Here is an 18,405-nt window from a genome sequence, read left to right on the forward strand (position 1 = left end):
GTTGTGGATAGATCTATTTTTTAAATATTATTAGTCAGAAATAGTGATCTAATATGGTTAGAAATAGATATCACCTTGGTTAGTAATATTGATCTCATCAAAGATCTTATTAGTTAGAAATCTTGAAATCTTTAGTTAGATATATCTTATTTAATGGTTAGAATTAAGCATCCGATTGGTTAGATATATAGTTCGTTTAGTTTATTTTAAACCTTATTATCAATAACTTAAATCATCCTTCCTAAACTAATCCAACACCTCATTTTAATATTAAATTCTACTCTTTTAACCTAATCTAAAAACAATTCCTTTTATTTACCTTTTCATAGAAAAATATGTGATCAAAAAAAGATCTCTATTTCTAACCAAAGCTATCTTGCATGCTTTAAATATAAATTTTATGATCCAAAACACTTAAAGATCATTCTAATAAGAAAAAGAGAACCTCTAATGCTAGCAACTACACCAGATTTCAAAGTAGATCCGAAAGAAGCTTTGCGATTACGTTTATTCGAAGTATTAGATGGGGATAAATATGATCTGAGTTTAGAGCGTAAATATTCAAACTCCATTACAAGTATTGATTTGATCCCAAGATTCTATCGAGGATATGGCGCAATTAAACCTGTTGCTGATTTAGCTTCCAATACAGTTTCAATCTCAAACAATTTTTCTATTCAGGGTATGGATTATACTTGTCGTGTTCAACCTGCTGTGATCCAAAGAATAGATCGTAAAACTAAAGAAAAAGTAGAATTTTATGCTCTACCTTCTGATGCAGAAGAACTTATTGAAAAAGTAATTTTTTTAATCGCATCAACAAATGGTCTCGAAAGAAAGTCTATTGGTGGCATAACGCGATATGGCACAAGTTTTAGTTTATACGAAATAAAAAAATACCTTCAATTGATGGGTAAAACAAAAAGCTATGAACAAATACGTGAATCATTAACAATAATCAGAGACTCTAAAACTCGTATTAGTCAAACAGATCAAAATAATCCAAAACGTCGTGCTGAAATCACTCATGATGTATGGTCTGATGCTGTACTTGAACTTGAAGGTAATGGCAGAGGAAGAGACCGCTGTTATATAGGATTTAGTGATTTTGTAGTCCAAGAAATATCAAATTTAAGTTATCGACAAATTTTATTCAGTAGATTAACTTGTTATGGTTCAACCTTTTCACGTTATTTAGACTTATATCTTTCTAGTATGTGGACATCAGCAACATTAGACAGAAAAGAACCTATCAGCTTATTACGTATTATGGAATCTTTTGGTAAACCACAAGTATCAATCGTAACAAAACGCCGTGATATGCGAGCTGCATTGTTAGATTTACTTGAAAAAAATGTAATAAAAACAGTACCTTCACCTATAAAAAAACGTATAAATGATGAAGAATTTGATTACTTATATTATTTAGAACCAACTGATCATTTTGTAGAAGAAATGATAATTTCTAACGGTAAATTAAAAGGTTTAAAAAGTTTATCGAAAAAGATATCTGAAGATGAAATTAAAGAATTACCAGATAAAGTAGGTCGTGTATATAGTGATTTTGTTTGTCCTGATACAAATGTGATCTAATAAAACTTTTATAACTCACTTATTATCAATAAAAAAAGCATGATTAAATCATGCTTTTTTTATGGTCTTAGATTTATAATTCTTATTTCTTTAAAGATAATGTGCCTTTAATCCGCTTTGGCTTTGTTGCTTTATTACTATGCGTTTTGTTTTCTTTATTAAAAGGTTTTTTATTATCTCTCTTTGATGTCTTTTTTGACTCGTTATTTGAAGAATTATCTTTAAAGCTTCTTTTTCTATCTGATGATCCAGCCTTGTTATTAAAACGTTTATTCTGATCATTCTCTACTTTTTTAAACGATTTATTCTGTTGACGTTTATTAGCATCCATCGAATGCTCTTCAGTCTTTCCTGAACTCTCAACAGAACCATTTATTTGCTGCATCTCAGTGTCTGTTAAATGGCGCCACTTACCAACAGGCAAACCTTTAAGGGTAACATTCATAATACGCGTACGTTGTAATGTAATTACTTCATAACCTAAATATTCACACATACGACGGATCTGACGATTTAATCCCTGCGTTAATATCATTGAGAATGTATCTTTACTTATTTGCTTAACCGTACATTTTTTAGTTACAGTGCCAAGTATTGGAATACCATTTGACATCTTTTGAACAAAAGTACTATTAATAGATTTATCAACTTTAACGACATACTCTTTTTCGTGATTATTACCGGCTCTTAAAATCTTATTAACGATATCACCTTCATTTGTCAAAAAAATCAAACCTTCTGAAGGACGATCTAATCGACCGATAGGAAAAATACGTTCAGGATAGTTAATCGCACGAATAATATTACTGTGAATTTTCCTCTCTGTTGTACAAGTTACACCAACTGGTTTGTTATATGCGATATAAACAGCTTTTGGTTTTTCTTTTAAAGGTCGACCATTTACTTTAACAACATCATCTTCACATACCTGAGTACCCACTTCGGCTTTAAAACCATTAATAGTTACCTTTCCACTTTCAATATATTTGTCAGCTTCTCGGCGAGAACAAAACCCCGTTTCACTGATAAATTTGTTGAGGCGCTTGGTATCTGTCATAGGTGTTCCAAAAAGTAAAAGTCAAAAATCAGCGACATTGTAAACGAGCAAGGCTCAACGACCAATCATTAAAATGGTAAAATTTAAAAAAGTCTTAGCGTTTAAACTTGGTTTCTAATAAAACAGAAGAATTTGTACGCTCTACGCCATCTAAGTTACCAATATCATCAAGAATACGGCTTAATTGAGCTAATGACTGCGCTTGTACTATCGCGATTAAGTCATGCTCTCCACTTGTTGCGTAAAGTTCGCTAATTTGACTAACTTGTTTAAGTTCTAAGTTTGTTTTTGTTGTCAGTTTTTGTTTCACTTTTATAGAAACATGTGCAGATACTAAATCTTGTGAAAACTCATTTCCATATTGCACTACGTAACCTTTAATTACACCGCTTCTTTCCAGTTTTGCGATGCGATTTTGTACGGTAGAGCGAGATAAACTGAGTGCTCTGGCCAAGTCAGAAACACTGGTTCTAGCATTTGTTCTTAGTATAGAAAGTAGCTTTTCATCCTGTTCACTTATCATTTTGATAACTCTTTTGGTCATATTGTTCATTATATTGGTTAATTTTAACAAAATAACACTGCACTTTGAAATAAATAATACACATAATTAATAAATCATAATAATTAGTGCTGAAGTTAGATTCATTTATACAAATGTGAACTAAACTTTTAGCCATATTTAATCTGCAAGTGAAGGGTTTTAAAATGCAAGTAACAAGAGAATTATTTAACGACGTAATGGTACCTAACTATGCACCATCAGCTGTGATCCCTGTTAAAGGTGAAGGCTCTCGTGTATGGGATCAAAACGGTAAAGAGTTTATCGATTTTGCCGGTGGTATTGCTGTTAACTGTTTAGGTCATTGTCACCCTAACCTTGTAAACGCTTTAAAAGAGCAAGGCGAAAAAATCTGGCATTTATCTAATGTTATGACAAATGAGCCTGCTTTACGTTTAGCTAAAAAGCTTGTAGATGCCACTTTTGCTGAAAAAGTGTATTTTGCAAACTCGGGCGCTGAAGCTAATGAAGCCGCATTAAAGTTAGCACGTCGTGTTGCACTTGATAATCACGGTGCAGAAAAAAGCCAAATCATCGCATTTAATAAAGGATTCCATGGCCGTACATTCTTTACTGTAACAGTGGGTGGCCAAGCTGCTTATTCAGATGGTTTTGGTCCTAAGCCAGGCGATATCTACCACGTTGATTATAATGATTTAGCTGCATTTGAAGCGCTTATTTCTGATAAAACATGTGCAGTTATGATTGAACCACTTCAAGGTGAAGGCGGAATTATTTCTCCTACAAATGAATTTATGCAAGGCGTCCGTGATTTATGTACTAAACACAATGCTGTGCTTATTTTTGATGAAGTTCAAACTGGTGTTGGTCGTACAGGTGATTTATATGCTTATGAAGGTTTAGGTGTTACTCCTGATATTTTAACAACAGCTAAAGCATTAGGTGGCGGTTTTCCAATCGCTGCAATGCTAACAAGCACTGAAATCGCAAAACATTTGAAAATTGGAACGCATGGTTCTACTTATGGTGGTAATGCATTAGCTTGTGCTGTTGCTGAGGCGGCTTTTGACACTGTAAACACAGATGAAGTACTAGCCGGCGTTAAAGAGCGTGAGGAACTGTTCCGTGAAGGTTTTGCTGCAATTAATGAAAAATACAATGTATTTACTGAAGTACGTGGTAAAGGTCTTCTTTTAGGCGCTGTATTAACAGAAGATTACGCTGGTCGTGCTAAAGATTTCTTAGTGGCTTCAGCTGAGCATGGTTTAATGAGCTTAGTTGCGGGTGTTAATGTGATTCGTTTTACACCTTCATTAGTGATCCCACTTGAAGATATCAAAGAAGGTTTAGAGCGCTTTGAAAAAGCGGTTGCACAAGTAGTTAAAGGTTAATCACTTTTTAATTAATTAAACAGGCTAAATAGTAAAATATACTAATTAGTCTGTTTTGATGTCTATAAAAGGTATGAGTAACTTACTATGCAAGTAATTAGACCTATCAAAAAATCTGATTTTGATGCTTTAAAAAAAATTGCTATTGAATCAGGTCATGGCTTCACATCATTACCGGTTAATGATGAACAGTTATCAGAAAAAATATCAAGAGCAGAATTAAGCTTCAATAAGTCTGCATCATCACCAGGTGATGAAGGATACCTATTTGTTTTAGAAGATACACAAACAGGTGAAATTATTGGTACAACAGCGATAGAAGCAGCTGTTGGCATGAATGTACCTTTATATCATTATCATAAAAGTAAATCTGTTCATCACTCTAAAGCGCTTGGTGTTTATAACACTGTAGAAGTACTTACTATGTGTAATGATTACACAGGTGCCAGTGAAATATGTACCTTATTTCTCAGAGAAGCATTTCGTAAGGGCTTAGCTGGTAGGTTATTGTCTCGTGTACGTTTTTTATTTATGGCAGAGCATCCTACAAGGTTTGCTGATACGGTTATTGCTGAAATGCGTGGTGTATCTGACGAGCATGGTCACTCTCCTTTTTGGGAGTGGTTGCAAGAGCATTTCTTTAGCATAGACTTTCCTGAGGCCGATCATCTTATTGGTATTGGCAGCAAAGGCTTTATCTCAGAATTGATGCCTAAGCATCCTATTTATGCCAATTTGCTCAGTGAAAAAGCACAGGCGGTTATTGGTCAGGTTCATGAAAAAACAAAACCTGCACTGCGTTTGCTTGAAAAGGAAGGATTTGAACATCGTGGTTATGTTGATCTGTTTGATGCCGGACCTACCGTAGAATCAAAACTGAATAAAATACGTTCAGTCAAAGAAAGTATAAACAGCAAAGTGACAATTTCTGATGATATTTCAAATGAAACTGTTTTTGCTATTTGTAATACTAGCATTGCAGATTTTAGAGCTACATTCACGCCACAAGTGGAATACATCAAAGAGCAAGGTATTACTCTTATATCACCTGAAGTTGCCAAAGCACTTAATGTAAGTGAAGGCGATTCAATTAGATTTATCAACTTAACTTAAGGATGCACCTATGAGCTTCAATGTACAACTTATAAATGGCCAATGGCTTATTGGAACCGGACCGAGCTTTTCATCAGTTAATCCTTCAAATGGTGAAGTTATTTGGCAAGGTGCGGGTGCATCAGAAGAACAAGTAGATAGTGCAATAAAATCAGCGCGCAACGCTTTTTATACTTGGTCAGATCTCGAATCAAGCGCACGTATTGAAATATTCAATAAATTTGCACAGCTATTAAAAGATAACAGTGAAACGATGGCGACTGTTATTGCTAAAGAAACAGGCAAGCCTATTTGGGAAACTCGTACAGAAGTGGGAGCGATGGCCGGTAAAATAGCTATCTCAATTAAAGCCCATGATGAACGTACAGGTACGACTGAAAACCCAATGCCTGGTGCAAAAGCATTTATTCGTCATAAACCACATGGTGTTGTTGCTGTATTTGGCCCTTATAACTTCCCAGGTCATTTACCTAACGGGCATATTGTACCTGCATTACTTGCTGGTAATACCGTAGTATTTAAACCATCTGAATTAACACCTATGGTAGCTGAATACACATTACAGCTATGGCAACAAGCCGGTTTACCAGATGGTGTAATTAACTTAGTACAAGGTGAGCTTGAAACAGGTAAAGCATTGGCTTCTCATAGTGATATAGATGGTTTATTCTTTACTGGTAGCTCTAATACGGGTCACTTATTACATAAGCAATTTGCTGGTCACCCAGGTAAAATATTAGCATTAGAAATGGGCGGAAATAACCCTCTAATCGTTAAAGGTGTTACTGATATAAATTCTGCGGTTCATGATATTTTACAATCAGCTTTTGTTACTTCTGGTCAACGTTGTACGTGTTCACGTCGTTTATTTATTGAGAAAAGCGCAAATGGCGATGCAATTTTAGCTAAATTGATTGAAGCGACTAACAACATATTAGTAGGTGAGTCTTTTGCTGAACCGCAACCTTTTATGGGGGCGATGATCTCAGAAGCAGCGGCTTTAGGTATGGTAAAAGCGCAAGCTGAAATATTAGCGATTGGTGGTGAGTCTTTAGTTGAACTTAAGCACTTAAAAGCTGGAACTGGTTTTGTATCTCCAGGTATAGTGGATGTGACAAATGCACAATCATTACCTGATGAAGAGCACTTTGGTCCACTATTAAAAGTTTACAGATATACCGACTTTGATGCAGCAATTAACGAAGGTAACAATACTTCATTTGGTTTATCTGCAGGATTATTAGCAGATGAGCAAGCAGATTACGATCATTTCTTTAAGCGTATACGCGCAGGTATCGTAAATTGGAATAAACCTATTACAGGTGCGTCAAGCGCCGCTCCTTTTGGTGGTATAGGTGCCAGTGGTAATCACAGAGCCAGTGCTTTTTATGCTGCTGACTATTGTGCATACCCTGTTGCTTCTGTTGAAGCACAAAAAGTAACTATGCCAGCAACTTTAGCGCCTGGTTTGTCAGTTTAAGATATTAACTTAATAAAAAATGCGAGTAATTAGGGAGCAAAGTTATTTGCTTCCTTATCATTAAGATTTAGGAATTAACATGCACAAAAATGTAGATACACTTTTTGAAAACTTATGGACTGACTACTTAGCAGTGACTCCATCAGCTAAAAAAGTTCATGAATTATTAGGCTCTACGCAACAAGATGATGTGATTAATGATCATATTGCACTTCGTACTTTTAATATTGAAAAAGTAGGCTTAGAAAAGCTCGCTGCACACTTTAAAGCCGTTGGTTACACTGAATGTGGTGAATATCATTTTGATTCAAAACATTTATACGCTAAACACTTTGAACATTCAGATCCAACTAAACCTAAAGTATTTATCTCTGAGCTATTAGTTGAAAAGTTCTCTGATGAACTGCAAAAAGTTATCACAGATATTGTTGATCAAGTAGATGAAGCAGCGGTTACTGCTGAAAACTTTATTTATTCAGGTACGCATTGGTCAATTGATTCTGACACTTACAAAATGTTATTAAAAGAAAGTGAGTATGCTGCGTGGACTGCGGCATGGGGATACCGTGCAAACCACTTTACAGTAAGTATTAACTACTTAGCCGGCTTTGATACAATTGAAGCGGTTAATCAAAAATTGATTGATGCTAATTTTGAGATGAATACAACAGGTGGGCTTGTTAAAGGTTCTCCTGAAGTATTACTTGAGCAATCATCAACACTTGCTGATAACTTTAATGTTAAATTTAGCGATTGTGAGATGCAGATCCCTAGCTGTTTCTATGAATTTGCTTTACGTTATAACAAACCTGATGGCGAAGTATATACTGGTTTTGTTGCGGCTTCTGCAGATAAAATATTTGAAAGCACAAACGCTAGATAATATAGAAATTATATAAACTCGGCTTTATCCAAGCCTAAAACGCCAGTTATTCTGGCGTTTTTTTGTTTCTATTCGTTAATATTTTTCAAAAATGGCTAGTTTAGCTTTATAGAGCTTTTCTTGTTTTGCTTCATGAGTTTTCTCTAAAGCGATTTTCATAAACTTCTTAGATGCGCGTTTTTCATCTAACGCATAAAGTGACTTAGCTGTTCCGGCATAACCATGGTGTAAATAAGGCGCTATTTCTATTACTTTTTTATAGTACTTTATAGCCCCAAGGTATTTCTGATTATTGTAATGTTCATCTGCTAAAGTGAGCCACCTAAATGGGCTTGGGTCTGCTGCATTATCAATTTTAATCTGTAGCTGTTCAGCTTCTATTGTTTTATTTTGTTTAACTAATAATAATTGATAGTTTGTGAGTAAATTTAAGTTGTCTTTACTATATTTTAAACCATGAAGATACACTTTCTCCGATAAGTCATAATAATCTAGACTTCTAAATATAATAGCAAGTAAATTAATTGCACTTAAGCTGTTAGGTGCAAATTTTAATGATTCTAAAGTTAACCAGCCAGCTGTGTTTAAATCATTTTTCAGTAATGACTTTGCTGCTAAGTTTCTATAATACATAGAAATAAACTTATCATATGTTGCTATACCATTTGACCAGTTATTTCTACTTGGGAAATAATCAACTATGATCCCGGGTTTATAAAAGTAAGCCATCTTATCTTCTTCAATAAATGTCGGATCGTAGAGCTTTGTTCTAACGTGATTAGAAATTAATTGAAAGTTAGACTCTTTAAAATATACTGGTGCTGTAGTGACTTCACTATATGCAAATTGAATATTTGCTAATTTTGCATAAGCCGTTGTTAATATTGCTAAAGAGATACAGTTACCGGCTTTATTATCTATGGTTTCTTGTGCGGTATAGGTTTCACCATAATAATTAAATGCATGTAGGTTATTTTCTAGATAATTATAAACGCGTTTATGAGGCGGGATTTCAGCGCGATTTTGAGAGTTATAATATTCAAAGAATTTATTTTGCTCCATTTTTGTTAGTTCAAATAATTTATCACTGCCAATAATATTAGGTTTGAGGCCAAATATTTGCGGATCAACGATAGTTTAAATATTGGGGATTTCATTTTTATTGTCAGTTTGATTAGTCGATTTACACCCACTCAATAAAACTAAAATACAAAAAATTAATATAAAATGGTAGCAGTAAGTATTTAAAAATTTGAAGATAAGACATTCCTTGTTCTTGATTAAAATATCAACTTATAACTAAACTATAATCACTGTCAATATTAAAAATCATAAATAACAAAAGCTTACCATTGTTAACTTTAATGTTACAACTTGTTGTTTTTAATTATCTGTATGGGATTGATAATACTCATTTAAACTATCTAAAATAACATTAAGTTCGCTGTCTAAATCGTTTGTTGTCTGGTTTAAACTCACAAGTTGTTCTGTTGCTTTATCTGCTAACTGCATTAATGCTTTTTCTTGATCGTCATCTAAGCCTAAGCTGAATAACATATCTTCTAATTCACTGAGCATGCCTTTCATAATGCCACTCGATTGCTGATTATAATTATTTATTTCTTCACTGGTTTTGGATATTTTAATATCAGATATATTGATGATTTTTTTGATTGTCCATAACTTTACTCTCCTTAATTGTTTGGTGCGACCGCTGCTTCCACTCTATTTCTCCCTTTTCCTTTGGCTTCATATAAAGCTAAGTCTGCACGTTTTAGTAGATTTGAAAAATGCTCATCGGATTTTATTAATTTAGCTAATCCTATACTCACAGTAACAGTCAATCCTTCAGGTTTTAATTCTTCGATTAGTTTAAGAATAGCATTTGCTTTCTTTTGTGCATCAACAAAGTGACAGTGGTCGAATATGACTACAAATTCTTCACCGCCAAAACGTGCAGTGATATCTTCTTCTCTATTACCAATTGAGAGCTCAGTTGCTACTGCTTTTAAAATCAGATCTCCGCAGTGATGACCATATGTATCGTTTATTGATTTAAAGTGGTCTATATCAATCATTAATACACATAATGGATATTTGTGCCTCAAAGCTTCTGAAACTTTTTGAGTTGCAACTTCTAGCAAGTAATGACGATTGTATAATCCGGTTAATTGATCATGCATTGCAATGCTTATTAATTTATCGTGCTGTAACTTTAATGTGATATGGGTATTTACTCTAGCGACAACAATTGCTGGTCGTATTGGTTTTGTGATGTAATCAACCGCACCTAATCTGAGGCCTTTTGTCTCGTCTTCATCTCCTTGACGTCCTGTTACAAAAATGATTGGAATTGATGCCGTGGAATCTTTAACTTTTAATTTTGCACACACTTGATAACCACTCAATCCTGGCATTTCAACATCTAATAGGATCAGATCTGGTTCAATATTGTCGCTTATCAGTTGTAAGCATTGTTCACCACTTGTTGCTATTTTTAGTCTATAGTCGTTCTTTAAACATGCTGCAAGTAGTTGAATATTTGTTGGCGAATCATCGACTATTAATATTAGCGGTTTATTATTCATTATTAGACCCTTCGCTTTTGATTTTTTTTGTAATATGATTTGAAATTACCTCTATATTTTCTAATGCAGATAATATTTCAAATTGGCCAATCTGAGTTTCGAGTAAATGCAATTTATCTACTAAATTTTTATTTAAATCCCATTGAAGAAAGTTTGAAATTTCATCAGGCTCAACATAATCATTGTTTTCTATTCGCAGCTTTATCTCAGTCAGACTTACTATTAATTCAGTATATTGTTTTATTGAAACAGCTTTACTCGGTTGTATTTTTTCATGTGTTGTTTCGTCACTAATATATGACTTAAACAGATTTGTGATTTCTGTATAGGCAGCATCTAATTGTAAATAAAGGGGATAATACCGTTGTGTTATTGCTAATTTACCTGCTTTTTCGAACTCAAATGAAAAGTGTTGTAACTTTAATGCACTGAGATTTGCTGCTACGCCTTTTATGGTATGGGAAATTGATTTTATAGATTCATTATCTTGATTATTAATAGCTGTTTTTAAATCAATTAAACGGGACGGCATTTCAGTGAGAAATATTTCAATAAGCGACTTTAATAATTTTTCTTTATTTAATACTCGCTTGAGTGCGCTATCTTGATCCCAAGCTACTAAAGTTTCAGAATTTTCATTGTTTACATTATTAGGAACTTGCAATAATTCCTCCTCATTATTTGTTAATTTGATGGAGTCAATTTTTATATGCTGATAATTTTTACCACTGAGCCATAACTTTAATTTTTCTTGTAATGATAATGGATCGATTGGTTTACTTAAATAGTCATTCATACCGCAATTAATACATTTTTCACGGTCTCCCTGCATGACGTTGGCAGTCATTGCAATAATGAGTGTATCTGTATATCTTAGGCCAGCATCACCACTACGTATTGCTTGAGTGGTTTTATAACCATCCAAAATTGGCATCTGGCAGTCCATTAAAATTAAGTTAAATGGTGAATCACTTCTTGATCTTTTTAATGCATCAATCGCTTCTTGACCGTTTTTTACAACATCAGCTTTGTACCCTAGTTCATTTAAAATCCCCATAGCTACAAGTTGGTTTACTTTGTTATCTTCTACTAATAATAGTTTTATATTGTGGTTTTGGTTTGTGGGTAGTAATGTTTGCAAATAATTATGGGTAACAATAGGGGATGCGTTGTGGCGAGCTTCACCATTATCAACAACAACATTGAGTGCGTTGAATAAATCTGATGTTGTAGCAGGTTTCGGAAAATAAGCATCAAAACCAATTTTTGCGAAAAATTCGATTTCATCTGAATTAGATATTGATGTCATCATGACTAATTTTAAATCACTCAAAGCTTTATTATTTTTAATCTGTTTACCGAGTTCTGCACCATCCATATCTGGCATTTGCATATCGAGTAATGCAACATCAAATTGTGTTGTATTGAGTATATCTAAAGCATGAGCTGCACCGCTTGCTTCATGAACATTTGCACCCCAATGCTCGATCTGACCTCGTAAGACTTCTCTATTTGTTTTATTATCATCTACTATTAAAATACATAATTTACTAATATCAATTAGTGGTAGTACTTTTTGAGATTGTGTACTGTTTTGTAATTCCACAGTAAATGTAAAGCAACTGCCTTTGCCTTCTTCACTTTCAATTGAAATCTCCCCGTTCATTAATTCACAGAGTTTTTTAGATATAGCTAAACCAAGACCTGTACCACCATATTTTCTTGTTGTTGAAGCATCGACTTGGGTAAAAGTATCAAATAGGCTATTTAAGTTACCTTTTGGGATCCCAATACCAGTATCTGTAACTTGGCATTTGAGTTCTAATAATTCACAGTTTACTTTTGTCATTGAAGCACTGATCCGCACCTCCCCTAAACTTGTAAACTTAATTGCATTACCTACAATATTAGTGAGAATTTGACGTATTCTGCCGGGATCGCCTTTAACCATAGAATATTCGATCTCTGTTAGATCTAAGATCAGTTCTAGGCTTTTCTCATGTGCACGAAGTGCCATTGATTCTGTTAACTCTCCAAACATACCCCGTAAATTAAAGTCAATATATTCTAAGTTCATTTTACCGGCTTCAACTTTAGAAAAATCTAAAATATCATTGATTAAAACTAGTAATGATTCAGCACTGGATTTTGCTAAAGATGCTTTATGGAGTTGATCAACATTGAGCTCTGTATTTAGCAGTAAACCTAACATGCCTAGTACACCATTCATCGGTGTACGAATTTCATGACTCATACTTGCTAAAAATTCACCTTTAAGTTGGCTATTTTGTTCTGCAGATTCAGTCGCTTGTTTTAATAGTTTTCTGGCATTCTCCCTCATGACAGCAGCGGCAAACAGATTTGTTATTTCATCCATTAAATCCAGATATTCATTTATTTCTATATTAGAATCACAGTAAAAAAATAACCCGCCGATCGGCTCACTTAATACATCAGAAAGATGGTTAAAAATAGGGATCACAAGCAAATTATGATTAAGTATTTCAGGTAAGTCACTGTGTTTTTTAAGGTCACTGTAACTATCTTTTATAAATAGGATATTTTTACTTTCTAGCACTTTTTGAGTTAATTTATATATCTTATTAATTTGTTCTTCTTTAATTATATCTTTTGAAAAGTGACCACTAAAATGACATAGACTTAAAGTATTTTCTTCAAATAAATATAAACCTGCTTTTTTGTGGTTTTGTAATATTGTAATTTCAAAGCTACTTTCTAAAGCTTCTTGTATACGACGTTTTAAAGAACTATGTTGTGCAAGGTTTTGAGCAATATTAAATTTAATATTAGTATTTGAATGTAGCATTTTATTTTGCTGCTCTATGTGTTTTCTTTTTGTAATATCTGTGCGGATCGCAATATATTTAAATACTTTATTTTTATTATTCAAAAAAGGAATGATGGTTGTGTCTACCCAGTATAATTCACCTGTTTTATTTTTGTTGCAGACCTCACCATGCCATACTTTTCCCTTTGCGATTAGTTGATACATATCTTTAAAGAAAGATATTGGGTGATAGCCAGAATTTAAAATTCTATGATTATTATTAATTAATTCTTCTTTGTCATAACCTGATATGTGACAAAATCTTTCATTCACATAGGTGATAGTGCCTTTACCATCTGTGATGGCAACTAAGGAGTGCTGATCTAGTGCGTATTGCTGATGTGATAATTCATCAAGTGCAGCTTTTACTTCATGATTACTTTTTTTAATATTTTCCTCATATTCATTACGCGCTAAGATCATGTTATTAAAAGAACTCGCTAATTTACCAATTTCATTATTTGAGTGGATAACAACTTTTTGACCAGCTTCTCCTAGCGCAAAATTTTGACTTGCTTTAGCAAGTTCATTTATAGGTATTGTTATTTTTCTAACTTGTATAATGGCAATAAATAGCATTATTACCATGATAATGAAAACAAAGATTGATGAAGTGGATAACATTGAATTTGCGGCTGAAAGTGCTTCTAGTTCATTCACTTCGCTGATTAAAATCCATTGAATATTCCTTAGATTAATAACTTTATGGACGGCAAAAACGGCATTAGCTTCAGGCATTAAATAGGCGGTAGAGATAGTTGTATGGTCAGCTTCCGTAGGCATCAGGTTTTTATTTGAGAATTTTTTATTTAAAACCTGTTCCCAATCATCTCTAATAGGGGTTTGTAAAATACCATTTTGATCAACGATATAGTGGGTATGTGAACTATTATTGAACTCTTTATATGTAATTAAATCAAATACAGGTTTTAAATTTAATTGCAAAGCAAAGACACCTATAAGTGAATTTGATTCATCATAAATAGGAGATGTTATAAAACCAGCTAATTTATCAAGAGATGGTTTATATCGTTCTATTCCGGAGAACTGTATTTTATGGGTTTTTATAGTGTCTCTAAATGCTTTTGAAAATTTTGTTTTTGCGTATTCTCCTGATATTAAATTTGTGCCAAGATCATTTTCTTTTTCTACTGAAAAGAGGATGTTACCTTTAACATCAATTAACAATAAGTCATATATAAATTGATAATTAGTTTTAAAATTTACTAAGTCGGATTGAGAAGTGGTAACGTGATTTGACCAATCAGAGCTCTCAACATAAGATTTAAGTGAAAAATTGCTCGTACTAAAACCATGACTCAGGTTTTTAATTAAAGCTAAGTTGGCTTTTGATTTGGATTGATTTTGTACATCTGTGAACCTATATTCAAACCAATTTGAAATATATTTTTTTTTAAAATAAGAGGATTGGTTTAATTTTTGTTGTGCAGAGATCAGCTTACTAGATTTGGCTTGGTCATAATTAAACCAAGAAATGAGACTCACAGGGATCAAAGACAAAAGTATAAACCAGGTAATTAACTCTTTGAATAATGATTTATTTTTAAGCAAGTGATCGATTCCATTAGTAACTTACTAATCATAATATACTTTAGTTTTTTTATTTTTGTAAACAATACTACAAAAATTTTATATTTCTGATTTCTAGATTTAAATTTGAAAGTCGTTAAATTAATGGACGGATAGTTGGATATATGGAAGGGATAACACTCTAGATGCACTTCAAAAGCGAAGCACATCTAAAGTTATGCAATTAATTTACTTTGAGCCATTTTACAAATTGTCTTGCTTGACTCTTTGTATCAAATTTTGTGCTCTTTTGACCTTGGCTATCAGCAAAAATCACTTGTAAATTATTAATTGAGATTGTCTGCACTGGATGTGCAATTTGGATCTCAGACCCATTATATGTATAAGACATAATAAAACTCACTTTTTTGTTTGTCTTAAGAGTAGAAGTAAACATCTACTAATAAAACAAAATTTAGTTACAGCTTCATTACAGTTTTGACGATCAGTTAATATTTATTGTTTTATTCAATAAAATTTGGGTTGTATATTAAAGGTCTAAATAGAGATTTAATATGATATTCGCCGTACGATAATTTAGCTTATTATTTTTTAAATGCAGGCTTACTGGATCAAGGCAAGAAAAGGCATTACTGCTGGTTAGGTAAATATTAGAGGAAGATTAACTAACTAGACTGTAGACTATATAGTAATAAAATCAAAAGTGCAAATATATTTCTATTCGCACTTCAAATCGATCTTTTTATTTTTTGCTGAGCTTTTCAATAAATAAGATTAACAATAAGCCGAATAACATTAATGAAATTGCCGTAACTTGCTTAGGATCTTGCCCTGTTAACTGCAAAAAGGTATCTGGTAAGATATTCTTTTGGCTTAATGGTTTAATGATCCCCTTAGAGTTTGTATATGTAGTAAGTACTTGTTTCCATGGCCATAATAAATTTAAAGAACCGACTAAAAATCCAGATAACAATGCGAAAGTGATTTGATGATAATGTTTAAGTAACCAAGTTAATACCCGTGAAAAGGCCATTAAGCCGATAATACAACCTGTGATAAATAAAAATATTAAATCAAATGCTAAAGAATTAACTGCACTTAATACATGTGCATACATGCCAAGTAATAGTAATATAAAACTGCCAGATATGCCGGGTAATATCATTGCACAAATTGCTATAGCACCTGCAGCTGTGTAATACCACCATTGTGGCTCAACATCGGTTGGGCTTAATGTGGTGATAGTAAATGCTAAAACAGCACCAAAAATACAGCTTAATATGGTTTTAATATTCCAAGTTTCGACTTGCTTAGCAATATGTATAAATGAGGCGATTATTAAACCAAAGAAAAATGACCATACATAAATAGGATGGTTAGCTAACATAAAAGTGATGATTTTAGCGAGTGAAATTGCGCTTGTGAGCAAGCCCGAAAATACCGCTAATAAAAAATTACCATCAATATGCTGCCATAACGATTTAATATTATTTATTAGGCTACCCTTTTGAAATAATAGTTTAGCCGCTTCTAAATTAACGCTTTGAATAGCATTGAGTAATCTTTGATAAATACCGGTTATAAAAGCGATGGTACCGCCTGATACACCAGGAACAACATCAGCTGCTCCCATTCCTGCTCCTTTAAAAAACAATAATAAATAATCTTTGTTTGTTTGTTTACTCACTGACATGTTTGTTTAGAAATCCTTATGTTCAAAAATGATAAATAGCTCTTAATTGAAATCATTCTATCAGAATTGTTCATTAAATTTACTGTAAACATTTTATATGCATTTTTGTTTAATTTTAACCCTCTTTCAGCCTCAATTATTTGCAATGAAGATCAATTTAAGTTAGCTTTCGAGGCCTTATAATTATAAGTTTGTAGTGTTAATTTGGCGCTTAATAAAGGCCTGTATTTTTAAATAAAAATAAAAATAAAAATTAAGTTGGATTTGTATGGATTGGATAACAGTTTTACCTCCGATTGTGGCTATCACAATTGTATTGTGGAAAAAAGAAGTCATTTTGGCTTTGTTAATGGCAATATTTTCGTCTGAACTGCTATTGGCTTTTAAAGATCAGGAACAGTCATTATTTATGGGCGGGATCACTGCAATTGAACGCATAACTGCTGTGTTTAGTAGCCCAGGTAATACTAGAATACTTATTTTTAGCTTATTAGTAGGTGCACTATTGGCATATATACGCCACTCGGGCGGTGTAACAGCGACTGTTCAAATGTTAATGAATAAAGGTGTAGCAAAAAACCCCCGTCAGGTTGGTTTAATGACCACTTTTACGGGCATGTTTATTTTTATTGAATCAAACCTCAGTGTGCTTACATCAGGTATTTTATCTAGAGGTTTATTTGATAAGTTTGGTATGAGTCGTGCGAGACTTGCTTATATCATTGATAGTACAGCTGCACCAATTTGTATTTTAGTATTATTAAATGGCTGGGGAGCGTATGTATTAGCACTGCTCAGTGGTTATGAATTTAATGAGTCTGCGGCTTCAGTTTTATGGGGCACAGTGATTTATAATTTCTATCCACTTATAGCAATCACACTTGTGTTGTTTACTGTACTTTCTGGCAAAGTCTATGGTCCTATGAAAGATAGTGAGATCAAAAGCGAAGTTAATGCGAAACACGAGCATGAATTTGAACCAACAAAAGCACGTTTTATGTTATTACCACTGGGTACTATGATATTTGGCATGATTGCTTTTATGTTCTATACCGGCGGTGGTGATTTAGCATCAGGAAGTGGTTCTAAGTCTATTTTGTGGGCTACAGCTATGGGCTGTTTTGTTGCTTATATTATGATGTTATTTACAAAAAAGTTTTCACACCAAAAGCTTGTTAAAATAGGCTTTTCAGGTATGTCGGAGTTATTACCTTTGGTTACAATTGTGCTTTTCTCTCTTGCTTTAGGCGCGAGTTTAAAAGAGCTTGGTACAGGTACTTTTATAGCAGGTATTGTAGGTGAATTTTTACCTGTATTTATGATACCTGTTGTACTGTTTATTGCTGGTGCAATTATTGCTTTTACGACGGGCACATCATGGGGCACATTTGCAATATTAATACCGCTAGCTGTACCATTGATACACTCTTTAGGTTTACCGCCTTCATTGATTATTGCTGCCGTTTTAGGTGGTGGTATATTTGGTGATCATTGCTCTCCAATATCGGATACCACAGCTGTATCAGCAATTGCATCTGGATGTGATTTATTAGAGCATGTTAAAACTCAATTACCTTATGCATTATTTGGTGGTGCGATAACTTGTATCGCCTATATTATCGCTGGTTTATTAATGTAAATTAGTTAAAGTCAAAAAAAGGAGAAGCATTTGCTTCTCCTTTTTT

At 33.3% G+C, this 18,405-nt stretch carries 14 protein-coding genes; 6 read left to right on the forward strand and 8 right to left on the reverse strand.

Annotated elements, in window-relative coordinates; translation table 11 throughout:
- Positions 1–450 precede the first annotated feature (450 nt).
- Positions 451–1,593 carry a hypothetical protein gene (locus PSA_RS18695; protein WP_042145450.1) on the forward strand — a complete coding sequence of 381 codons (1,143 nt, stop codon included), beginning with the start codon at positions 451–453 and terminating at the stop codon, positions 1,591–1,593.
- Positions 1,594–1,675: 82 nt separating this feature from the next.
- Here PSA_RS18695 and rluF read toward each other — a convergent pair whose 3' ends face one another.
- Both rluF and PSA_RS18705 read right to left on the reverse strand, forming a co-directional pair.
- Positions 1,676–2,650, reverse strand: coding sequence for a 23S rRNA pseudouridine(2604) synthase RluF (gene rluF / locus PSA_RS18700; protein WP_042145452.1), 975 nt, complete (start codon positions 2,648–2,650; stop codon positions 1,676–1,678).
- A gap of 94 nt (positions 2,651–2,744) precedes the next feature.
- On the reverse strand, positions 2,745–3,173 hold the full coding sequence (locus PSA_RS18705) for an Lrp/AsnC family transcriptional regulator (RefSeq protein WP_042145454.1): 429 nt from the start codon (positions 3,171–3,173) through the stop codon (positions 2,745–2,747).
- A gap of 185 nt (positions 3,174–3,358) precedes the next feature.
- Between PSA_RS18705 and PSA_RS18710 the strand changes: the two genes are divergently transcribed.
- From PSA_RS18710 to PSA_RS18725, 4 genes are all read left to right on the forward strand, one after another.
- Complete coding sequence (locus tag PSA_RS18710) at positions 3,359–4,564, forward strand: aspartate aminotransferase family protein (protein ID WP_042145458.1); 1,206 nt, start codon at positions 3,359–3,361, stop codon at positions 4,562–4,564.
- Positions 4,565–4,651: 87 nt separating this feature from the next.
- Entirely contained in the window at positions 4,652–5,677 is a 1,026-nt protein-coding gene (gene astA, locus PSA_RS18715; RefSeq protein WP_042145460.1) for an arginine N-succinyltransferase, read from the forward strand.
- Positions 5,678–5,687: 10 nt separating this feature from the next.
- On the forward strand, positions 5,688–7,157 hold the full coding sequence (astD, locus tag PSA_RS18720; protein WP_042145463.1) for a succinylglutamate-semialdehyde dehydrogenase: 1,470 nt from the start codon (positions 5,688–5,690) through the stop codon (positions 7,155–7,157).
- Between the two features lie 79 nt (positions 7,158–7,236).
- Positions 7,237–8,040, forward strand: a complete 804-nt coding sequence (locus PSA_RS18725; RefSeq protein ID WP_042145466.1) for a DUF1338 domain-containing protein — start codon at positions 7,237–7,239, stop codon at positions 8,038–8,040.
- A 75-nt stretch (positions 8,041–8,115) separates the two neighbouring features.
- On the opposite strand, the gene PSA_RS18730 is transcribed toward PSA_RS18725, so the two are convergent.
- From PSA_RS18730 to PSA_RS18750, 6 genes are all read right to left on the reverse strand, one after another.
- Entirely contained in the window at positions 8,116–9,102 is a 987-nt protein-coding gene (locus tag PSA_RS18730) for a hypothetical protein (RefSeq protein ID WP_042145468.1), read from the reverse strand.
- A gap of 321 nt (positions 9,103–9,423) precedes the next feature.
- Complete coding sequence (locus PSA_RS18735) at positions 9,424–9,627, reverse strand: hypothetical protein (RefSeq protein WP_042145471.1); 204 nt, start codon at positions 9,625–9,627, stop codon at positions 9,424–9,426.
- A gap of 107 nt (positions 9,628–9,734) precedes the next feature.
- Positions 9,735–10,628 (reverse strand): diguanylate cyclase, encoded by an 894-nt coding sequence (locus tag PSA_RS18740; RefSeq protein WP_042145473.1) that lies wholly within the window; start codon positions 10,626–10,628, stop codon positions 9,735–9,737.
- Positions 10,621–15,048 (reverse strand): response regulator, encoded by a 4,428-nt coding sequence (locus PSA_RS18745; RefSeq protein WP_052379994.1) that lies wholly within the window; start codon positions 15,046–15,048, stop codon positions 10,621–10,623. Before PSA_RS18745 ends, PSA_RS18740 begins: the two co-directional genes overlap by 8 nt.
- A 202-nt stretch (positions 15,049–15,250) precedes the next feature.
- Entirely contained in the window at positions 15,251–15,418 is a 168-nt protein-coding gene (locus tag PSA_RS25945; protein WP_193216504.1) for a hypothetical protein, read from the reverse strand.
- A 351-nt stretch (positions 15,419–15,769) separates the two neighbouring features.
- On the reverse strand, positions 15,770–16,720 hold the full coding sequence (locus PSA_RS18750; RefSeq protein ID WP_042145478.1) for a DUF368 domain-containing protein: 951 nt from the start codon (positions 16,718–16,720) through the stop codon (positions 15,770–15,772).
- 268 nt (positions 16,721–16,988) lie between these two features.
- Here PSA_RS18750 and PSA_RS18755 point away from each other — a divergent pair, with 268 nt between their 5' ends.
- Positions 16,989–18,359: a Na+/H+ antiporter NhaC family protein gene (locus tag PSA_RS18755; RefSeq protein ID WP_042145479.1), complete on the forward strand. Its 1,371-nt coding sequence runs from the start codon at positions 16,989–16,991 to the stop codon at positions 18,357–18,359.
- Positions 18,360–18,405: the final 46 nt, after the last annotated feature.

Origin of the sequence: Pseudoalteromonas sp. '520P1 No. 423', assembly GCF_001269985.1 — a bacterium.
Taxonomy (GTDB): Bacteria; Pseudomonadota; Gammaproteobacteria; order Enterobacterales; family Alteromonadaceae; genus Pseudoalteromonas.